General features: G+C 59.7%; 13 protein-coding genes. 8 read left to right on the top strand and 5 right to left on the bottom strand.

Annotated elements, in window-relative coordinates; genetic code table 11:
* Positions 1-17: 17 nt before the first annotated feature.
* Both hrcA and Q0949_RS12170 read left to right on the top strand, forming a co-directional pair.
* Positions 18-1,058: a heat-inducible transcriptional repressor HrcA gene (hrcA, locus tag Q0949_RS12175; protein ID WP_299372784.1), complete on the top strand. Its 1,041-nt coding sequence runs from the start codon at positions 18-20 to the stop codon at positions 1,056-1,058.
* A 3-nt stretch (positions 1,059-1,061) separates the two neighbouring features.
* Positions 1,062-1,625: a nucleotide exchange factor GrpE gene (locus tag Q0949_RS12170; protein WP_299372358.1), complete on the top strand. Its 564-nt coding sequence runs from the start codon at positions 1,062-1,064 to the stop codon at positions 1,623-1,625.
* A 35-nt stretch (positions 1,626-1,660) separates the two neighbouring features.
* On the opposite strand, the gene mutS is transcribed toward Q0949_RS12170, so the two are convergent.
* Entirely contained in the window at positions 1,661-4,291 is a 2,631-nt protein-coding gene (gene mutS / locus Q0949_RS12165; RefSeq protein WP_299372355.1) for a DNA mismatch repair protein MutS, read from the bottom strand.
* A gap of 124 nt (positions 4,292-4,415) precedes the next feature.
* Between mutS and Q0949_RS12160 the strand changes: the two genes are divergently transcribed.
* Positions 4,416-6,671 carry an NADP-dependent malic enzyme gene (locus Q0949_RS12160; protein ID WP_299372351.1) on the top strand — a complete coding sequence of 752 codons (2,256 nt, stop codon included), beginning with the start codon at positions 4,416-4,418 and terminating at the stop codon, positions 6,669-6,671.
* Positions 6,671-7,549 carry a ribokinase gene (locus Q0949_RS12155; RefSeq protein WP_299372348.1) on the top strand — a complete coding sequence of 293 codons (879 nt, stop codon included), beginning with the start codon at positions 6,671-6,673 and terminating at the stop codon, positions 7,547-7,549. Before Q0949_RS12160 ends, Q0949_RS12155 begins: the two co-directional genes overlap by 1 nt.
* Here Q0949_RS12155 and msrA read toward each other — a convergent pair.
* Positions 7,546-8,205, bottom strand: coding sequence for a peptide-methionine (S)-S-oxide reductase MsrA (gene msrA / locus Q0949_RS12150; protein ID WP_299372345.1), 660 nt, complete (start codon positions 8,203-8,205; stop codon positions 7,546-7,548). The two genes, Q0949_RS12155 and msrA, sit on opposite strands and share 4 nt — an antisense overlap.
* A gap of 124 nt (positions 8,206-8,329) precedes the next feature.
* Here msrA and Q0949_RS12145 point away from each other — a divergent pair, with 124 nt between their 5' ends.
* A complete protein-coding gene (locus Q0949_RS12145) occupies positions 8,330-9,034 on the top strand; it encodes an HAD family hydrolase (RefSeq protein ID WP_299372342.1) in 705 nt (234 codons plus the stop codon).
* Here Q0949_RS12145 and Q0949_RS12140 read toward each other — a convergent pair.
* The gene (locus Q0949_RS12140; protein WP_299372339.1) at positions 9,027-10,244 is read right to left on the bottom strand and encodes an argininosuccinate synthase; all 1,218 of its coding nucleotides are present in this window, start codon (positions 10,242-10,244) and stop codon (positions 9,027-9,029) included. The two genes, Q0949_RS12145 and Q0949_RS12140, sit on opposite strands and share 8 nt — an antisense overlap.
* 116 nt (positions 10,245-10,360) lie before the next feature.
* On the opposite strand from Q0949_RS12140, the gene ilvA reads away from it, so the two are divergent.
* On the top strand, positions 10,361-11,587 hold the full coding sequence (gene ilvA, locus Q0949_RS12135) for a threonine ammonia-lyase IlvA (protein ID WP_299372336.1): 1,227 nt from the start codon (positions 10,361-10,363) through the stop codon (positions 11,585-11,587).
* Here ilvA and Q0949_RS12130 read toward each other — a convergent pair.
* Complete coding sequence (locus Q0949_RS12130; protein ID WP_299372333.1) at positions 11,584-11,916, bottom strand: Hpt domain-containing protein; 333 nt, start codon at positions 11,914-11,916, stop codon at positions 11,584-11,586. The genes ilvA and Q0949_RS12130 overlap by 4 nt on opposite strands.
* Positions 11,917-12,086: 170 nt before the next feature.
* On the opposite strand from Q0949_RS12130, the gene Q0949_RS12125 reads away from it, so the two are divergent.
* Positions 12,087-13,346, top strand: a complete 1,260-nt coding sequence (locus Q0949_RS12125) for a SpoIIE family protein phosphatase (protein WP_299372330.1) — start codon at positions 12,087-12,089, stop codon at positions 13,344-13,346.
* Here the strand turns inward: Q0949_RS12125 and Q0949_RS12120 are convergent.
* A complete protein-coding gene (locus Q0949_RS12120; RefSeq protein ID WP_299372327.1) occupies positions 13,343-13,786 on the bottom strand; it encodes an NUDIX hydrolase in 444 nt (147 codons plus the stop codon). The genes Q0949_RS12125 and Q0949_RS12120 overlap by 4 nt on opposite strands.
* A gap of 77 nt (positions 13,787-13,863) precedes the next feature.
* On the opposite strand from Q0949_RS12120, the gene Q0949_RS12115 reads away from it, so the two are divergent.
* Positions 13,864-14,847, top strand: a complete 984-nt coding sequence (locus Q0949_RS12115; protein ID WP_299372324.1) for an Hsp33 family molecular chaperone HslO — start codon at positions 13,864-13,866, stop codon at positions 14,845-14,847.
* Positions 14,848-14,866 lie beyond the last annotated feature (19 nt).

Here is a 14,866-nt window from a genome sequence, read left to right as displayed (position 1 = left end):
AAACCCTGTTGGCAGATATGAACGAACGGTCGCGTGAAGTTTTTCGCCGCGTGGTCGAAGGGTATCTGGAATCCGGTGATCCGGTTGGCTCCCGCACCTTGACCCGCGACTTTAGCGAAAAGGTCAGCGCGGCGACCATCCGCAACGTGATGCAGGATCTGGAGTATATGGGTCTTCTGGGGAGTCCGCATGTCAGCGCGGGACGGGTTCCCACCCAGCAGGGGCTGCGGATGTTTGTGGACGGCTTGCTTGAGATGGGTGTGCCGGACGAGGCAGACCGGGAAAAGATCGACGCGACGCTTGGGTCGAACGAACGCGACGTGGCCGGGCTGTTGGACCGGGTTGGATCGGCGTTGTCTGGCGTGACGCAGGGCGCGTCGCTGGTCCTCACCCCGAAACGCGAAGCGCCGATCAAGCATCTGGATTTCGTGCCGCTTGGGCCCGATCAGGCGCTGGTGGTCCTGGTTTTTGCTGACGGCCATGTTGAAAACCGCCTGTTTCAGCCGCCCGCGGGGCAAACGCCGTCATCCATGCGCGAGGCTGCGAACTTCCTTAATGCGGTAATCGAAGGCCATACGCTGAGCGAGGTCAGTGCAATTGTACAGCGAGAGATTGCGAACCGTCGGCAAGAGCTGGATAGCCTGTCGCAAGCGCTGGTTGAAAGCGGTCTGGCCTCGTGGGAAGGCAGTGGCGATACGCCGGAACGCCTGATCGTGCGGGGCCGGTCCAATCTGCTGCACGAATCGGCAGAGACCGAAGACCTGGACCGTATACGGACGCTGTTTGACGATCTGGAACGAAAACGCGATATCGCTGAATTTCTGGACCTCACCCAAGACGGCGACGGCGTGCGCATTTTTATCGGTTCAGAAAACAAACTTTTCTCACTTTCGGGTTCCTCTTTGGTCGTTTCCCCATATATGAACGCGGATCGAAAGATTATCGGTGCGGTTGGGGTCATTGGACCCACACGTCTCAACTACGGGCGGATCGTGCCGATTGTGGATTATACAGCCCAGCTGGTCGGGCGTATGCTGACAGACCGCAGTGAAAGGTGAACAATGGCTGAGCCGAAGAACGACGATTTTCTCGACGATATCGATATCGCTACGGACGAAGAGTACGCGGATGAAATGGCGGAAATCGACGACGAAGCGCTGGAACTGGACCAGCTGCGTGCGGAACGGGATGAGCTGAAGGACCGGTTCATGCGCGCACTTGCAGATGCAGAGAACGCGCGCAAACGGTCCGAAAAGGATCGGCGCGAAGCGGAGAATTACGGCGGGTCGAAGTTGGCCCGTGATATGCTGCCTGTTTATGACAACATGAAGCGCGCGCTTGAATCGGCGACGGATGAACAGCGCGAGGTTTCGGCCGCATTGCTTGAAGGTGTCGAGCTGACCATGCGGGAGTTGCTGAACGTGTTCAAGAAGCACGGGATCGAGGTGATCGCGCCGGAGGTTGGAGACGCGTTTGATCCACAGCATCATCAAGCCATGTTCGAAGCACCGGTGCCTGGCACGAAGGCGGGCGACATCATTCAGGTTGCCGCGGAAGGGTTCATGCTGCACGACCGGTTGCTGCGTCCGGCGCAGGTGGGTGTGTCATCAATGCCTGCCAGCTAAGGCTTTTGCATATTTTTGGAACAATGAAGACGCGGTCAGGATTTGGCCGCGTCTTTCAGTTTGTAGATGAGGTCGAGTGCTTCTTTTGGGCTCAGTTCGTCCGGATGAACACTGTCGAGAAGGTCGATGGCCGGGGATTGAGCAACCTGCACGGGCGGCGGTGGTGGTGTTGCCGAGAATAACGGCAGGTCATCGATCAGCGCCTTTTGTGCGGTGCCGCCCTGACGTTCGCCTGATTCCAGCGCATCAAGCACAACGCGTGCCCGCGCGATGACAGACGGGGGCAGGCCAGCCAGCTGTGCGACCTGCACGCCGTAGGATCGATCTGCGGCGCCGCGCCGGACCTCGTGCAGGAACACAACTTCACCTTCCCATTCCTTAACTGCAACAGTGGCGTTTTCCACCCCCTCCAGCTTGCCCGCCAAGGTGGTCATTTCGTGGTAATGCGTGGCGAAGAGTGCGCGCGCCTTGTTTACATCGTGCAGATGTTCGAGGGTTGCCCATGCAATGGACAGCCCGTCATATGTGGCCGTGCCACGGCCGATTTCGTCGAGGATAACCAGCGCGCGGTCATCGGCCTGATTGAGGATGGCCGCAGTTTCGACCATTTCCACCATGAAGGTTGATCTGCCGCGGGCCAGGTCATCAGATGCGCCCACCCGGCTGAAGATCTGGCTGACCAGCCCGATGTGGGCGGAGCGGGCGGGAACATAGCTGCCCATTTGGGCGAGGATGGCGATCACCGCGTTCTGGCGCAGGAACGTCGATTTACCCGCCATGTTTGGCCCGGTCAGCAGCCAGATCGCGGCGCCGTCTTCGGCGTTCAGGGCACAGTCATTGGCGATGAAAGGCGCGCCATTCTGTTTGGCCAGCGCATGTTCGACCACCGGATGACGGCCACCTTCAATATCGAAGGCGCGGGACCGATCCAGGATAGGTTTGTTCCAATCCAGAGACACGGCGAGGGTGGCGAGACCGCAGGCGAGATCCAGTTCCGCCAACGCACGGGCGGTTTGACTGATCGCAGCGGCGTTTTGAAGAATGAGGCTTCTTAGACCTTCGTAGAGACGTTTTTCGATCTCGAGTGCCCGACTGCCCGCGTTCAGGATCCGCGTTTCCAATTCAGAGAGTTCGACCGTTGTGAATCGAACCTGGTTGGCTGTGGTTTGCCGATGGATAAAGGTTTCGCTCAGCGGGGCGGACATCATCTTGTCCGCGTGGGTCGAGGTTACTTCGATGAAGTAACCGAGCACATTGTTGTGCTTGATCTTGAGCGACTGGATACCGGTTTGACCAGCGTAGTCGGCTTGCAGCTTGGCAATGACGGTGCGCCCTTCGTCCCGCAGCTGGCGTGCTTCGTCCAGCTCTGCGTCGCAACCCGCGGCGATGAAGCCGCCATCCCTGACCAGGAGCGGGGGTTCGGCGACCAGGTCATTGTCCAAACGGTCAATCAGGTCGTCATGCCCAGCCATATCTGCAAAGGACGTGGACAAGAGGTGGGGTAGGTCGGTTGGTCTTGCATCGAACAGTTGTTGCGCCTGTTCCAATCCGTTGCGCAAAGACGCGAGATCACGGGGGCCGCCGCGGTCCAGGGACAGTCGCGACAGGGCGCGATCAAGGTCAGGCACGCGGCGCAGCCGGTCGCGCGTCGTATTCGCGAAACTGGCATCAGTCACACAGTGGGACACGGCGTCCAGCCTATCGGTAATCGTCTCTAAATCGAGAGAAGGGGACGAAAGTCTGCGTTCCAGCAGGCGAGCGCCTGCTGCGGTGAGCGTCTGATCAATTACGGCGAGCAGTGATCCGGCACGTCCGCCCGACAGCGCGCTGGTCAGTTCCAGATTGCGGCGCGTGGCGGCGTCGATCTGGACCGTGCGCGACTGTGCTTCCCGTTGGGGTGGTCGCAGCAGGGGCAATTTGCCCTTCTGCGTGATCTCTAGGTAATCGACCAATGCGCCCATCGCCCCGACTTCGGGCCGGGTGAATGATCCGAATGCGTCCAACGTTTTTACATTGAAGAGATTGCCCAGCCGAAGCGCTCCGGCTGTGCTGTCGAATGCGGATGCGCCAAGGGTCGTTATGGAAATGCCAAAGTCATCAGCAACATCGCGCAGATCGGTTTCGCTGACCTCTGTCACGATTAGCTCCGACGGGGCGAGGCGCGCCAACTCAGGCCCTAATAAGGCCTTTTCCAGCGGCATCACGAAAAAAGCGCCGGTTGAGATGTCCAGCCACGATAGGGCGCATTCCCCACGCACGTCCGCAAAAGCGGCGAGGAAGTTGTGGCGGCGCGCCTCGAGAAGCGTGTCCTCGGTCAAAGTGCCGGGCGTGACCAACCGCACCACGTCGCGTTTGACGACAGATTTGTAGCCGCGCTTCTTGGCCTCTGCCGGGCTTTCCATCTGTTCGCACACGGCGACGCGGAAGCCTTTGCGGATCAGGGTCAACAGATATCCTTCGGCCGCGTGAACCGGAACGCCGCACATCGGGATGTCAGCGCCGTCATACTTGCCCCGTTTGGTCAGCGCGATATCCAGCGCCTCAGCGGCGGCGACCGCGTCGTCAAAGAACATCTCGTAGAAATCGCCCATGCGATAGAACAGCAATGCACCTTCATGCGCTGCCTTGATCTCGAGATATTGCGCCATCATTGGCGTGACTGACATGGTGACCCCCGGGCTTGCGTCGGGCGACATTACAAACGGTGGACCCCAAGGAAAAGCCAAAGTCGATTGAGGCATGACCCACGCTGGGATATGACGCGCTTATGTCATGGGAGGACATCACGAAATGAGCAAGAACAAGGTCACGCCAGAAGAAGCCTTGGCGTTCCACATGGAGCCAACGCCGGGCAAGTTTGAAATTGCTGCCACCGTGCCCATGACAACCCAGCGGGACCTGAGTCTTGCCTATTCGCCGGGCGTGGCCGTTCCGTGCGAGGCCATCGCTGCCAATCCGGAAACGGCCTATGACTACACCAACAAGGGCAATTTGGTCGCGGTGATCTCGAATGGGACGGCGGTTCTGGGTCTTGGCAATCTTGGCGCGCTTGGGTCCAAACCGGTGATGGAAGGCAAGGCGGTGTTGTTCAAACGCTTTGCCGACGTAAACTCCATCGATATCGAGCTGGATACCGAGGACACCGATGCGTTCTGTCAGGCGGTCAAGCTGATGGGCCCGACCTTTGGCGGCATCAACCTCGAGGACATCAAGGCGCCGGAGTGTTTCATCATCGAGCAGCGTCTCAAGGAAGAGATGGACATCCCCGTCTTTCACGACGACCAGCACGGGACCGCCGTGATCTGTGCTGCGGGGCTGATCAATGCGCTGCACATCTCGGGGAAAAAGATCGAAGATGTGAAAATCGTTCTGAACGGCGCGGGTGCGGCGGGTATCGCCTGTATCGAGTTGTTGAAGTCGATGGGCGCGCGGCACGAGAACTGTATCGTGTGCGACACCAAGGGCGTAATCTACCAGGGCCGTACCGAAGGAATGAACCAGTGGAAGTCCGCGCATGCGGTCAGCACCGATCTGCGCAGCCTCGAAGAGGCGATGATCGGCGCAGATGTGTTCCTTGGCGTTTCTGTCAAAGGGGCGGTGACGCCCGCCATGGTGCAAAGCATGGGCGACAACCCGGTAATTTTCGCCATGGCGAACCCGGATCCGGAAATCACGCCCGAAGAGGCGCATGATGTCCGCGTCGACGCCATTGTCGCCACGGGGCGCAGTGACTACCCGAACCAGGTCAACAACGTGCTGGGGTTCCCTTACCTTTTCCGCGGTGCGCTCGACATCAATGCGCGGGCCATCAATGACGAGATGAAGATTGCCTGCGCCCATGCGCTTGCCGCTCTTGCACGCGAGGATGTGCCGGATGAGGTCGCGCTGGCCTACGGCAAGACGCTCAGCTTTGGACGCGATTACATCATTCCGACCCCGTTTGATCCGCGCCTGATCCACCGGATTCCGCCCGCGGTGGCAAAGGCGGGGATGGACACAGGTGCCGCGCGCCGACCGATCATCGACATGGATGCCTATGAGCTGAGTCTCAAGAGCCGGATGGACCCGACGGCCAGCATCCTGACAGGTATCAATGCCCGTGCGCGGGCGGCGCAGGCGCGCATGATCTTTGCGGAGGGCGATGACCCACGCGTGTTGCGCGCCGCAGTCATGTACCAACGATCCGGTTTCGGCAAAGCGCTGGTTGTTGGCCGTGCCGAGGACGTAAAGGCCAAGCTCGACGTGGCCGGTTTGGGCGATGCCGCGCGCGAGCTAGAAGTGGTGAATGCGGCCAATACGTCCCATTTAGAGACGTATAAAACTTATCTCTATGACCGCTTGAAACGACGTGGATTTGACGCGCAGGACATTCACCGTCTGGCAGCACGGGATCGGCATGTGTTCTCGGCGCTGATGTTGGCGCACGGTCATGGCGACGGGCTGGTCACCGGTGCGACGCGAAAATCGGCGCATGTGCTGGACCGGATCAACCATGTCTTTGATGCGGACGCCAACAGCAAGGCGGCGGGGATTACCGCGCTGTTGCACAAGGGGCGGATCGTGTTCATCACGGACACGCTGGTCCATGAATGGCCGGACGAAGAGAACCTCGCCGACATTGCCGAGCAGGCGGCAGGTGTGGCACGCAATATGGGGCTGGAGCCTCGCGTGGCCTTTGTCAGCTTTTCGACCTTTGGATATCCGGTGTCGGAACGCGCGGAAAAGATGCACCAAGCCCCTGCCGTTCTGGACGCGCGCGGCGTCGATTTCGAATATGAGGGCGAGATGACGGTGGATGTGGCCCTCAACGCTCAGGCCCAGGCGGCCTATCCGTTCTCGCGTCTGACGGGCCCGGCCAATATCCTTGTCGTTCCGGCGCGCCATTCGGCCAGTATCTCGGTCAAGCTGATGCAAGAAATGGGCGGTGCGACAGTTATCGGCCCGATCCTCTCCGGCGTGGATGGATCGATCCAGATCTGTTCGTCTGTTTCCAGCGCCAATGATATTCTCAATATGGCTGTCCTCGCCGCGTGCAAGGTGGGCTGATGGCGATCTGGAATCTGGGTTCGATCAATGTCGACAACGTCTATCAGGTTCCGCACCTGCCGGAGCCGGGCGAGACGCTTGGCGCCGACGCACACCAGCAGGGTCTGGGCGGAAAGGGCGCGAATATGTCGGTGGCGATTGCGCGGGCGGCGGCGCGTGTGACCCATATCGGAGCGGTGGGCACCTCGGGTGGTTGGATCGTGGACCGACTGATGGAATACGGTGTGGACACGCGCCATATCACGTCGCTTCCGGACGCGCCGACCGGACACGCAAATATCACCGTCGACCGGGACGGAGAGAACCAGATCATTCTCTATTCCGGCACAAACCACATGATTTCGGACGATATGATCGGCGCCGCCCTGTCGACGGCCGCACCGGGTGATACGCTGGTCCTTCAAAACGAAACCAACGGGCAGGTGGTCGCCGCACGCATGGCCAAAGACCTCGGGTTGCGTGTGGTCTATGCCGCCGCCCCGTTCGATGCCGCCGCTGTGTCCGCGGTTTTGCCCTATACCGACATGCTGGTGTTGAACGAAGTTGAGGCGACCCAGCTCGAGGCGCATCTGGGCACATCCATAGACCAGCTGAAGGTGCGCGACATCGTCGTGACACTGGGCGGGGATGGCAGCCGCTGGATCGATATCGATGCCGGAACGGATACGCACGTTCCCGCGATCCCGGTGACGCCAGTGGATACCACTGGCGCGGGCGATACCTTTACCGGCTTTCTGGTCGCCGGGCTGGACCGGGGGTTTCCGATGCGGCAGGCGCTATCGCTCGCCACGCAGGCCGGTGCGATCATGGTTACCCGTCTGGGTACGGCCGACGTGATCCCGGATCTCAAGGATATAGAGGACGCGCGCTTGGGTTAACTGCCCGCGAACGGTGCCGCCGACCCCCACAACTCCTTGACGCGCGCATCGCGTCCGCACGCCTCGCGATAGGCTTTATACGCAGAGGCTTTGGACTTGGGCCCAAAGCGAGTCAGGATGATCTTGGACTGTTTGTAGTAATCCTGATGATAGGCATCCGCCGGGTAGAATGTGCTTTCCGACAGGATCGGGGTAACCACGTTTTGCCCAAGGTCGGCTTGCGCTGCGGCTTTGGCCGATTGCGCCGCGGCGGTTTGATCCGGCGTTGCAAAGACGGCGGTGGTATAGCTTTGGCCGCGGTCGCAGAACTGCCCACCCGCGTCCGTCGGATCCACCGACCGGAAAAACAGCGTTAAAAGCGTATCGACAGAAACCTGCGCCGGATCATAGGTGATCTGCACCGCTTCGATATGCCCTGTGCCGCCGTTCACCACCTGTTTATAGGTTGGGTTCGCAACGGTGCCGCCGGTAAAACCGGACACCGCCTCTTTGACGCCTTTGACCTTTTCAAAGTCCGCCTCGACACACCAGAAACACCCGCCTGCGACGGTCAGTGTTTCAAGCGCCTGCGCTTGCGCGCCTTTGCCTTGAGCAATCAGGCCGAGGGCGATCATCATTCCGAGAGAGATTGTTTTCACATTCCGAAGCGTGGTCATGGCAATACTCCTTTTGACATCGACCGTGACTCAACGCGGCGCATTGCTCAACTCACAAGGCGGCGAAATCGCAAAGGCGTGAAGTCGCGTTTACCCGTCGTGAGATGGGCGTTACCGTCGCGCCATGACAAAACGAATTGCGATGTGGTCCGGGCCGCGCAACCTGTCGACCGCGATGATGTACAGCTTTGCCGCGCGTGGCGATTGCCGTGTCGTGGACGAGCCGTTCTATGGCGCTTACCTGGCCGAGACCGGTCTGGACCATCCGATGCGACAGGACATTCTGGGCAGCATGGAAACGGATGCCGCCAAAGTGGTAGATGGTCTGAAATCGCCCGCAACAGAGCCTGTTTTCTACCAAAAACACATGACGCATCATATGCTGCCCCACTGGCCGATGGCATGGATGCAGGACCTGTGCCACGTGTTCCTGATCCGGCATCCGGCGCGCGTGATTGCCAGCTATGCCCGCAAACGCGAGGCGCCGACGCTGGATGACCTCGGCTTTGTCCAGCAAACGCGGATTTTCAGGTCGGTGGCTGATCCGATTGTCATTGATTCATCTGACATACGGGCCGATCCGGCGCGTATGTTGCAGATGCTGTGTGATCGGATCGGGATCACATGGACCAAAGCCATGTTACAATGGTCCACCGGCGGCCATGCGGCGGATGGTGTATGGGCCGCGCATTGGTACGGAGCGGTTCACCGCTCGACCGGGTTTGACGCGGCGGAAGGCGACTTGCCCCAATTAGAGCCTGAATACGCGCCGTTGCTGGAAGCGGCGATGCCCCACTACGAGGCGCTCGCCGCGCACAAGATCACTTGAGCCGACGGTCGCGTGCGGCAAGCAATTTCAAGCGCAGCGCGTTCAGCTGGATAAAGCCTGCGGCGTCTTTCTGGTCATAGGCACCCGCGTCATCTTCGAACGTGACATGGGCCTCGGAATAGAGACTGTGATCGGACCAACGCCCGACGGTGCGCGCCAGACCCTTGTAGAGTTTCAGACGCACGGTGCCGGTCACATGTTCCTGGCTCTTGTCGATCATCGCTTGCAGCATTTCACGCTCGGGCGAGAACCAGAAGCCGTTATAGATCAGCTCGGCATAGCGCGGCATCAGCTCGTCCTTGAGGTGCGCGGCGCCGCGGTCAAGGGTGATCTGTTCGATCCCGCGATGTGCCTCCAGCAGGATAGTGCCGCCGGGCGTTTCGTAGATGCCGCGAGATTTCATGCCCACGAACCGCCCTTCGACCAGATCAAGCCGACCGATACCGTGCTTGCCGCCCAACTCGTTCAGCTTGGTCAGGATCGTGGCAGGCGACATCGCCTCACCGTTGATTGAAACCGCGTCACCTTTTTCGAAACCTACCTCGATATACTCGGGCGTGTTGGGGGCGTCCTCGGGCGATACGGTGCGCTGATAGACGTAGTCGGGCGCGTCTACTGCCGGATCTTCGAGGACTTTGCCTTCGGACGAGGTGTGCAAGAGGTTTGCATCGACGCTGAACGGGGCCTCGCCACGTTTGTCCTTGGCGATGGGGATCTGGTTCTTTTCGGCGAAATCGATCAGCTTGGTCCGGCTGGACAGATCCCATTCGCGCCAGGGGGCGATCACCTTGATATCGGGGTTGAGCGCATAGGCGGCCAGTTCGAACCGCACCTGATCGTTGCCTTTGCCGGTGGCACCATGCGCGACAGCATCCGCACCTTCGGCCGCGGCGATTTCCACCAGCCGTTTCGAAATCAGGGGCCGCGCGATGGACGTGCCCAGCAGATAAAGCCCTTCGTAGAGCGCATTGGCGCGGAACATCGGGAACACGAAATCGCGGACGAACTCTTCGCGGACGTCTTCGATATAAATGGCCGATGCACCCATCATTTCCGCCTTGGCGCGGGCTGGCTCCAGCTCTTCTCCTTGGCCCAGATCGGCGGTGAAGGTGACAACTTCACACCCGTATTCCGTTTGCAGCCATTTCAGAATGATCGAAGTATCGAGGCCGCCTGAATAGGCCAGCACGACTTTCTTTGGAGCGCTCATGTTCTTGGGTTCCTCTGCAGGTTTCGCTGCCGATAGCCCTTTTGGACAAAAGGGGCAAGATTGACGGTCTGCGATGCCGGGGCTAGGTGATGATTATTCCCGGTAGAGGTCGGACAATGAGCTTTGAAGATCAGGCAAAGGCCGGCGAGCGCGCCATGCGGTCGGTGTTTCCACCCACGCCGCTTTTGCGCAACGACATGCTGTCTGCACGGTATGGAGCGGACATCTGGCTGAAACGCGAAGATCTGAGCCCGGTGCGGTCCTACAAACTGCGCGGCGCGTTCAATGCCATGCGCAAGGTGGATCTGACGGATGCGGTGTTTGTATGTGCCAGCGCGGGGAACCACGCGCAGGGTGTTGCCTATATGTGCAAGCACTTCGGGGTACGGGGCGTGATCTTTATGCCCGTGACGACGCCGCAGCAAAAGGTGATGAAGACGCAGATGTTCGGCGGCGACAGCGTCGAAATTCGTCTGACGGGCGACTATTTCGACGACACGCTGCGGTCGGCGCAGACCTATTGTGAGCAGGCGGGTGCACGTTTCCTGTCGCCCTTCGATGATGAGGACGTGATCGAGGGTCAGGCTTCGGTCGCCGTCGAGATCGAGACGCAGCTGGGTCGGTGCCCGGATCATATCATCCTGCCGGTGGGTGGCGGTGGTCTGTCTGCCGGCACGCGCAGCTATTTCGCGGACCGCGTTGGATACAGCTTTGTCGAGCCCAGTGGCGCGACATCCTTGGCCGATGCACTGGCCGCAGGTGCGCCCGTTGACGTGTCTCCGATCAACACGTTTGTGGACGGTGCGGCGGTTGCCAAGATTGGGGATCGGACGTTTCAGCGGCTCAAGGGTGCAGATCCCGCGGACGTCCTCGACATTCCCGAAGACCGGATTTGCACAACAATCGTCGAGATGCTGAATGTCGAAGGTATGGTGCTGGAACCCGCTGGCGCGCTGGCCATTGAGGCATTGGCCGACGTAGCCGAGCGGATCAAGGGCAAGACGGTGGTTTGCGTGGCGTCTGGGGGCAATTTTGATTTCGAACGTCTGCCCGAGGTTAAGGAACGTGCGCAGCGCTATCTGGGCGTGAAGAAATATTTCATCCTGCGGATGCCGCAACGGCCCGGCGCGCTCAAGGACTTCCTGAACATTCTCGGGCCCGAGGACGATATCGCGCGCTTTGAGTATCTCAAGAAATCTGCGCGCAATTTCGGATCGGTTTTGATCGGGATCGAAACGACCCGTACATCGAATTTCGACCGGTTTCTTGGCGCGCTGGATGCGGCGGGGTTCACCTATACCGACATCACCAATGACGAGACGCTGGCACAGTTTGTGATCTAGGCGGCGGCACCCTTGGCAAGACCGTTCAGAAACGCGGTCCTGGATCTTTCGAAACTGGCCAGAATCTGATCAACATCGACAGACGCAGCCGAGCCTGATGCGGCCATGGCCTCGCCCGTGCTGCACAGGTCGGAGAACTCGGCAAAGCCGAGGTTCATCGCGCTGCCCTTGAGGGCATGAAGATTTGCCTCAAGCGCGTTGAGATCGACATGCGCCTGCAAGGCGTCCGTGATCTCGGACACCTCTTCGAGAAACAGGGGCACAACCTCTTCGAAATCTTCTTCGCCGATTTCGGTGCGCAGGGTGGTAACGCGTTGCCAGTCGATCATCGGTCATCTCCATTGGGCAGGTGGAGAAAACATGATCCCGGTTAACAATCCGTGACCGATAAAGCTTTAACCATATGGCGGATATCTTTCACCGGGCGTTAAGTGGCAAAGGATACGCAAGCGATACGCAACACGGATTGTCCGGTGAAATGAATTTAAAGATCAAACCCGTGGAAGAGGATCTCGTATCCGACCCGCCGACACCTGTTGTCGACGCGCCACAACGTGTGTTGATCGTTGATGACAGCCGGTTGCAGCGCAAGATCCTTTGCAGTTCGGTCAAACGCTGGGGTTTTGACGTCTATGAGGCCGGCTCTGGCGAAGAGGCGATGGTCATTGCCGAGGAAATCCAACCCGATCTGGTGTTGAGCGACTGGATGATGCCCGGCATGAACGGGCTCGAGTTCTGCGATGCGTTTCGCAAACTGTCCGGCGAGCGGTACGGCTATTTCATCCTGCTCACGTCAAAGAGCGAAAAGAACGAGGTCGCCATGGGTCTGGAGGCAGGCGCCGATGATTTCGTGACCAAGCCCGTGGATGCCAACGAGTTGCGCGCGCGGATCGCGGCCGGCGAACGCATCCTGCGGATGCAGCGCGAACTGACGGACAAGAACCGCCTGATCACGGAAACACTGGATGAATTGCAGCGTGTTTACGATTCGCTGGACAACGACCTGCTTGAGGCGAAAAAGCTCCAGCAATCCCTGATCCGCGAGCGTCACAAGTCATTCGATACGGGCGACGTGTCGTTGATGTTGCGATCCAGCGGGCATGTCGGCGGCGATCTGGTCGGGTTCTTTCCAGCGGGCGAGGGGCATCTGGGTCTTTATTCCATCGACGTGTCCGGGCACGGGATCAGTTCTGCGCTGATGACGGCGCGACTGGCGGGATACCTGTCAGCGGCGGCACCGGACCAGAACGTGGCTTTGCACCGTGAGCCGGATGGCACCTATGGATTCCTCCCACCCGAAGAGGTGATCGAGACGCTCAATGACCTTGTCCTCGACGAGATGGAGACGGAACATTACTTCACCCTCTTGCTTGCCGATGTGAACCTCGAGACGGGCCATGTCCGGATGGCGCAGGCGGGCCACCCGCACCCTGCGGTGCAGCGCAAGAACGGCGATATCGAGCAAACCGGGCCGGGCGGCTTTCCGGTCGGCCTCATGTCCGGGATTTCGTTTCAGCAATTTGAGACCACGCTGCGCCCCGGCGACAGGCTGCTCTTGCTGTCCGACGGGGTGACGGAGTGCCCGGACATCAACGGCGACATGTTGCAGGAATCAGGCCTCGAGACCCTGATGACAGACTTGCGCGACGTATCTGGCCCCGCGTTTTTCGAAGCACTGCTATGGAAGATGACAGAGTTTTCCGGCGGTGATCAGTTTCCTGACGACGTGTCCGGGATCCTTTTCGAATTTCGCGGCTAGCCTTTGCTGGCATATCCATCAAGGAACATCCGGTCACCATCATTGCCCAGCTCGTCGATGGCATCTGTGATCGGCATCCATAGCGCGATGTGATCCGCCTCGACCGGATCGCCGATGCAGCGGGTCGGGCGCGCGACATAGATGTGGCACAGCTTTTCTGCCCAAAGATCGTATTCGGGCATGAACACAAATCGTTTGAACGCGCCCAGCTTGCGCGGCCGGGCAATACGCCATCCGGTTTCTTCGAACACCTCGCGATGCAACGCGTGCAGTGGGCTTTCCCCGGGGTCGATCCCGCCGCCGGGCAGTTGGATATCCGCCTCTTCCGCAAGTTGGCAAGTCAGCAGAACGGACCGCCCGCGTGGCAATATCGCGTATGCACCGGGTCTGCGGGTGTAGATGCGGCCGTCTTCCGGGGGCGCGCCAAAGCGTCTGATCATTTGGCCCTCTTTCAGTTTCGGCTCATGGTCCTATATAAGGCGTCGAAATGCCAATTCATGGCGCCAAAGGAAACCCCATGACGACCGGTTCGCAACTTGCGTGGGACGACACCGTCCTGCCCTTTCAACTTGATGCCTCCGACATGCGCGGACGCGTTGCGCGTCTGGACGGTGTGTTGGACGGTATCCTCAAACAACATGATTATCCCCCGCAGGTCGAGGCATTGGTGGCGGAAATGGCGCTGCTGACTGCGCTGATCGGTCAAACGATCAAACTACGGTGGAAGTTGTCCTTGCAGGTTCAGTCCAAGGGTCCGGTGCGCATGATCGCCACGGATTACTACGGCCCTGAAAAGGAAGGCGACATTGCCCGTATTCGCGCCTATGCCAGCTATGACGCGGATCGCCTGACAGATGGGGCACCGTTTGAACAGGTTGGCGAAGGGTATTTTGCCATCATGATTGATCAGGGGCAGGGAATGACCCCGTACCAAGGGATCACGCCCCTCGAAGGTGGATCGCTGGCCGCCTGTGCCGAGGCGTATTTCGCACAGTCCGAGCAGCTGCCGACGCGTTTCCAGCTCAGCTTTGGCCAGTCGACCGAACCGGGCGTTGCCGAACACTGGCGGGCGGGTGGCATCATGCTGCAACACATGCCCAAGGCGTCACCGCTGATGGCCAAGGGCGAAGGCAGTGGGCAACTGCTGGCCGCGTCCGACCTGCTCGACGGCGACGCGTCCGAGAACTGGAACCGGGTCAACATTCTTCTGAACACGGTGGAAGAGATCGAGCTAATCGGTCCGCAACTGTCGCCCAGCGACGTGTTGCTGCGCCTGTTTCACGAGGAAACGCCGCGGGTTTTTGAGACACAGCAAGTGCGTTTTGGCTGCACTTGTTCCGAGGACCGCGTGCGGCAGAGCCTGTCGATCTATTCGGCGCGTGACATCGAAAAGATGACCACCGACGCAGGGCGCGTGACGGCAGATTGCCAGTTCTGCGGGGCGCATTACGATCTGGACCCCAAAACCGTCGGGTTCGAGGCGGAAAAGACAGGTGAGTGACCTGATCGATCTGACACGC

Origin of the sequence: uncultured Tateyamaria sp. (genome assembly GCF_947487805.1) — a bacterium.
GTDB lineage: Bacteria > Pseudomonadota > Alphaproteobacteria > Rhodobacterales > Rhodobacteraceae > Tateyamaria.
The sequence above is the reverse complement of the archived record's forward strand: the minus strand, read 5'-3'. Positions and strand labels throughout refer to the sequence as shown.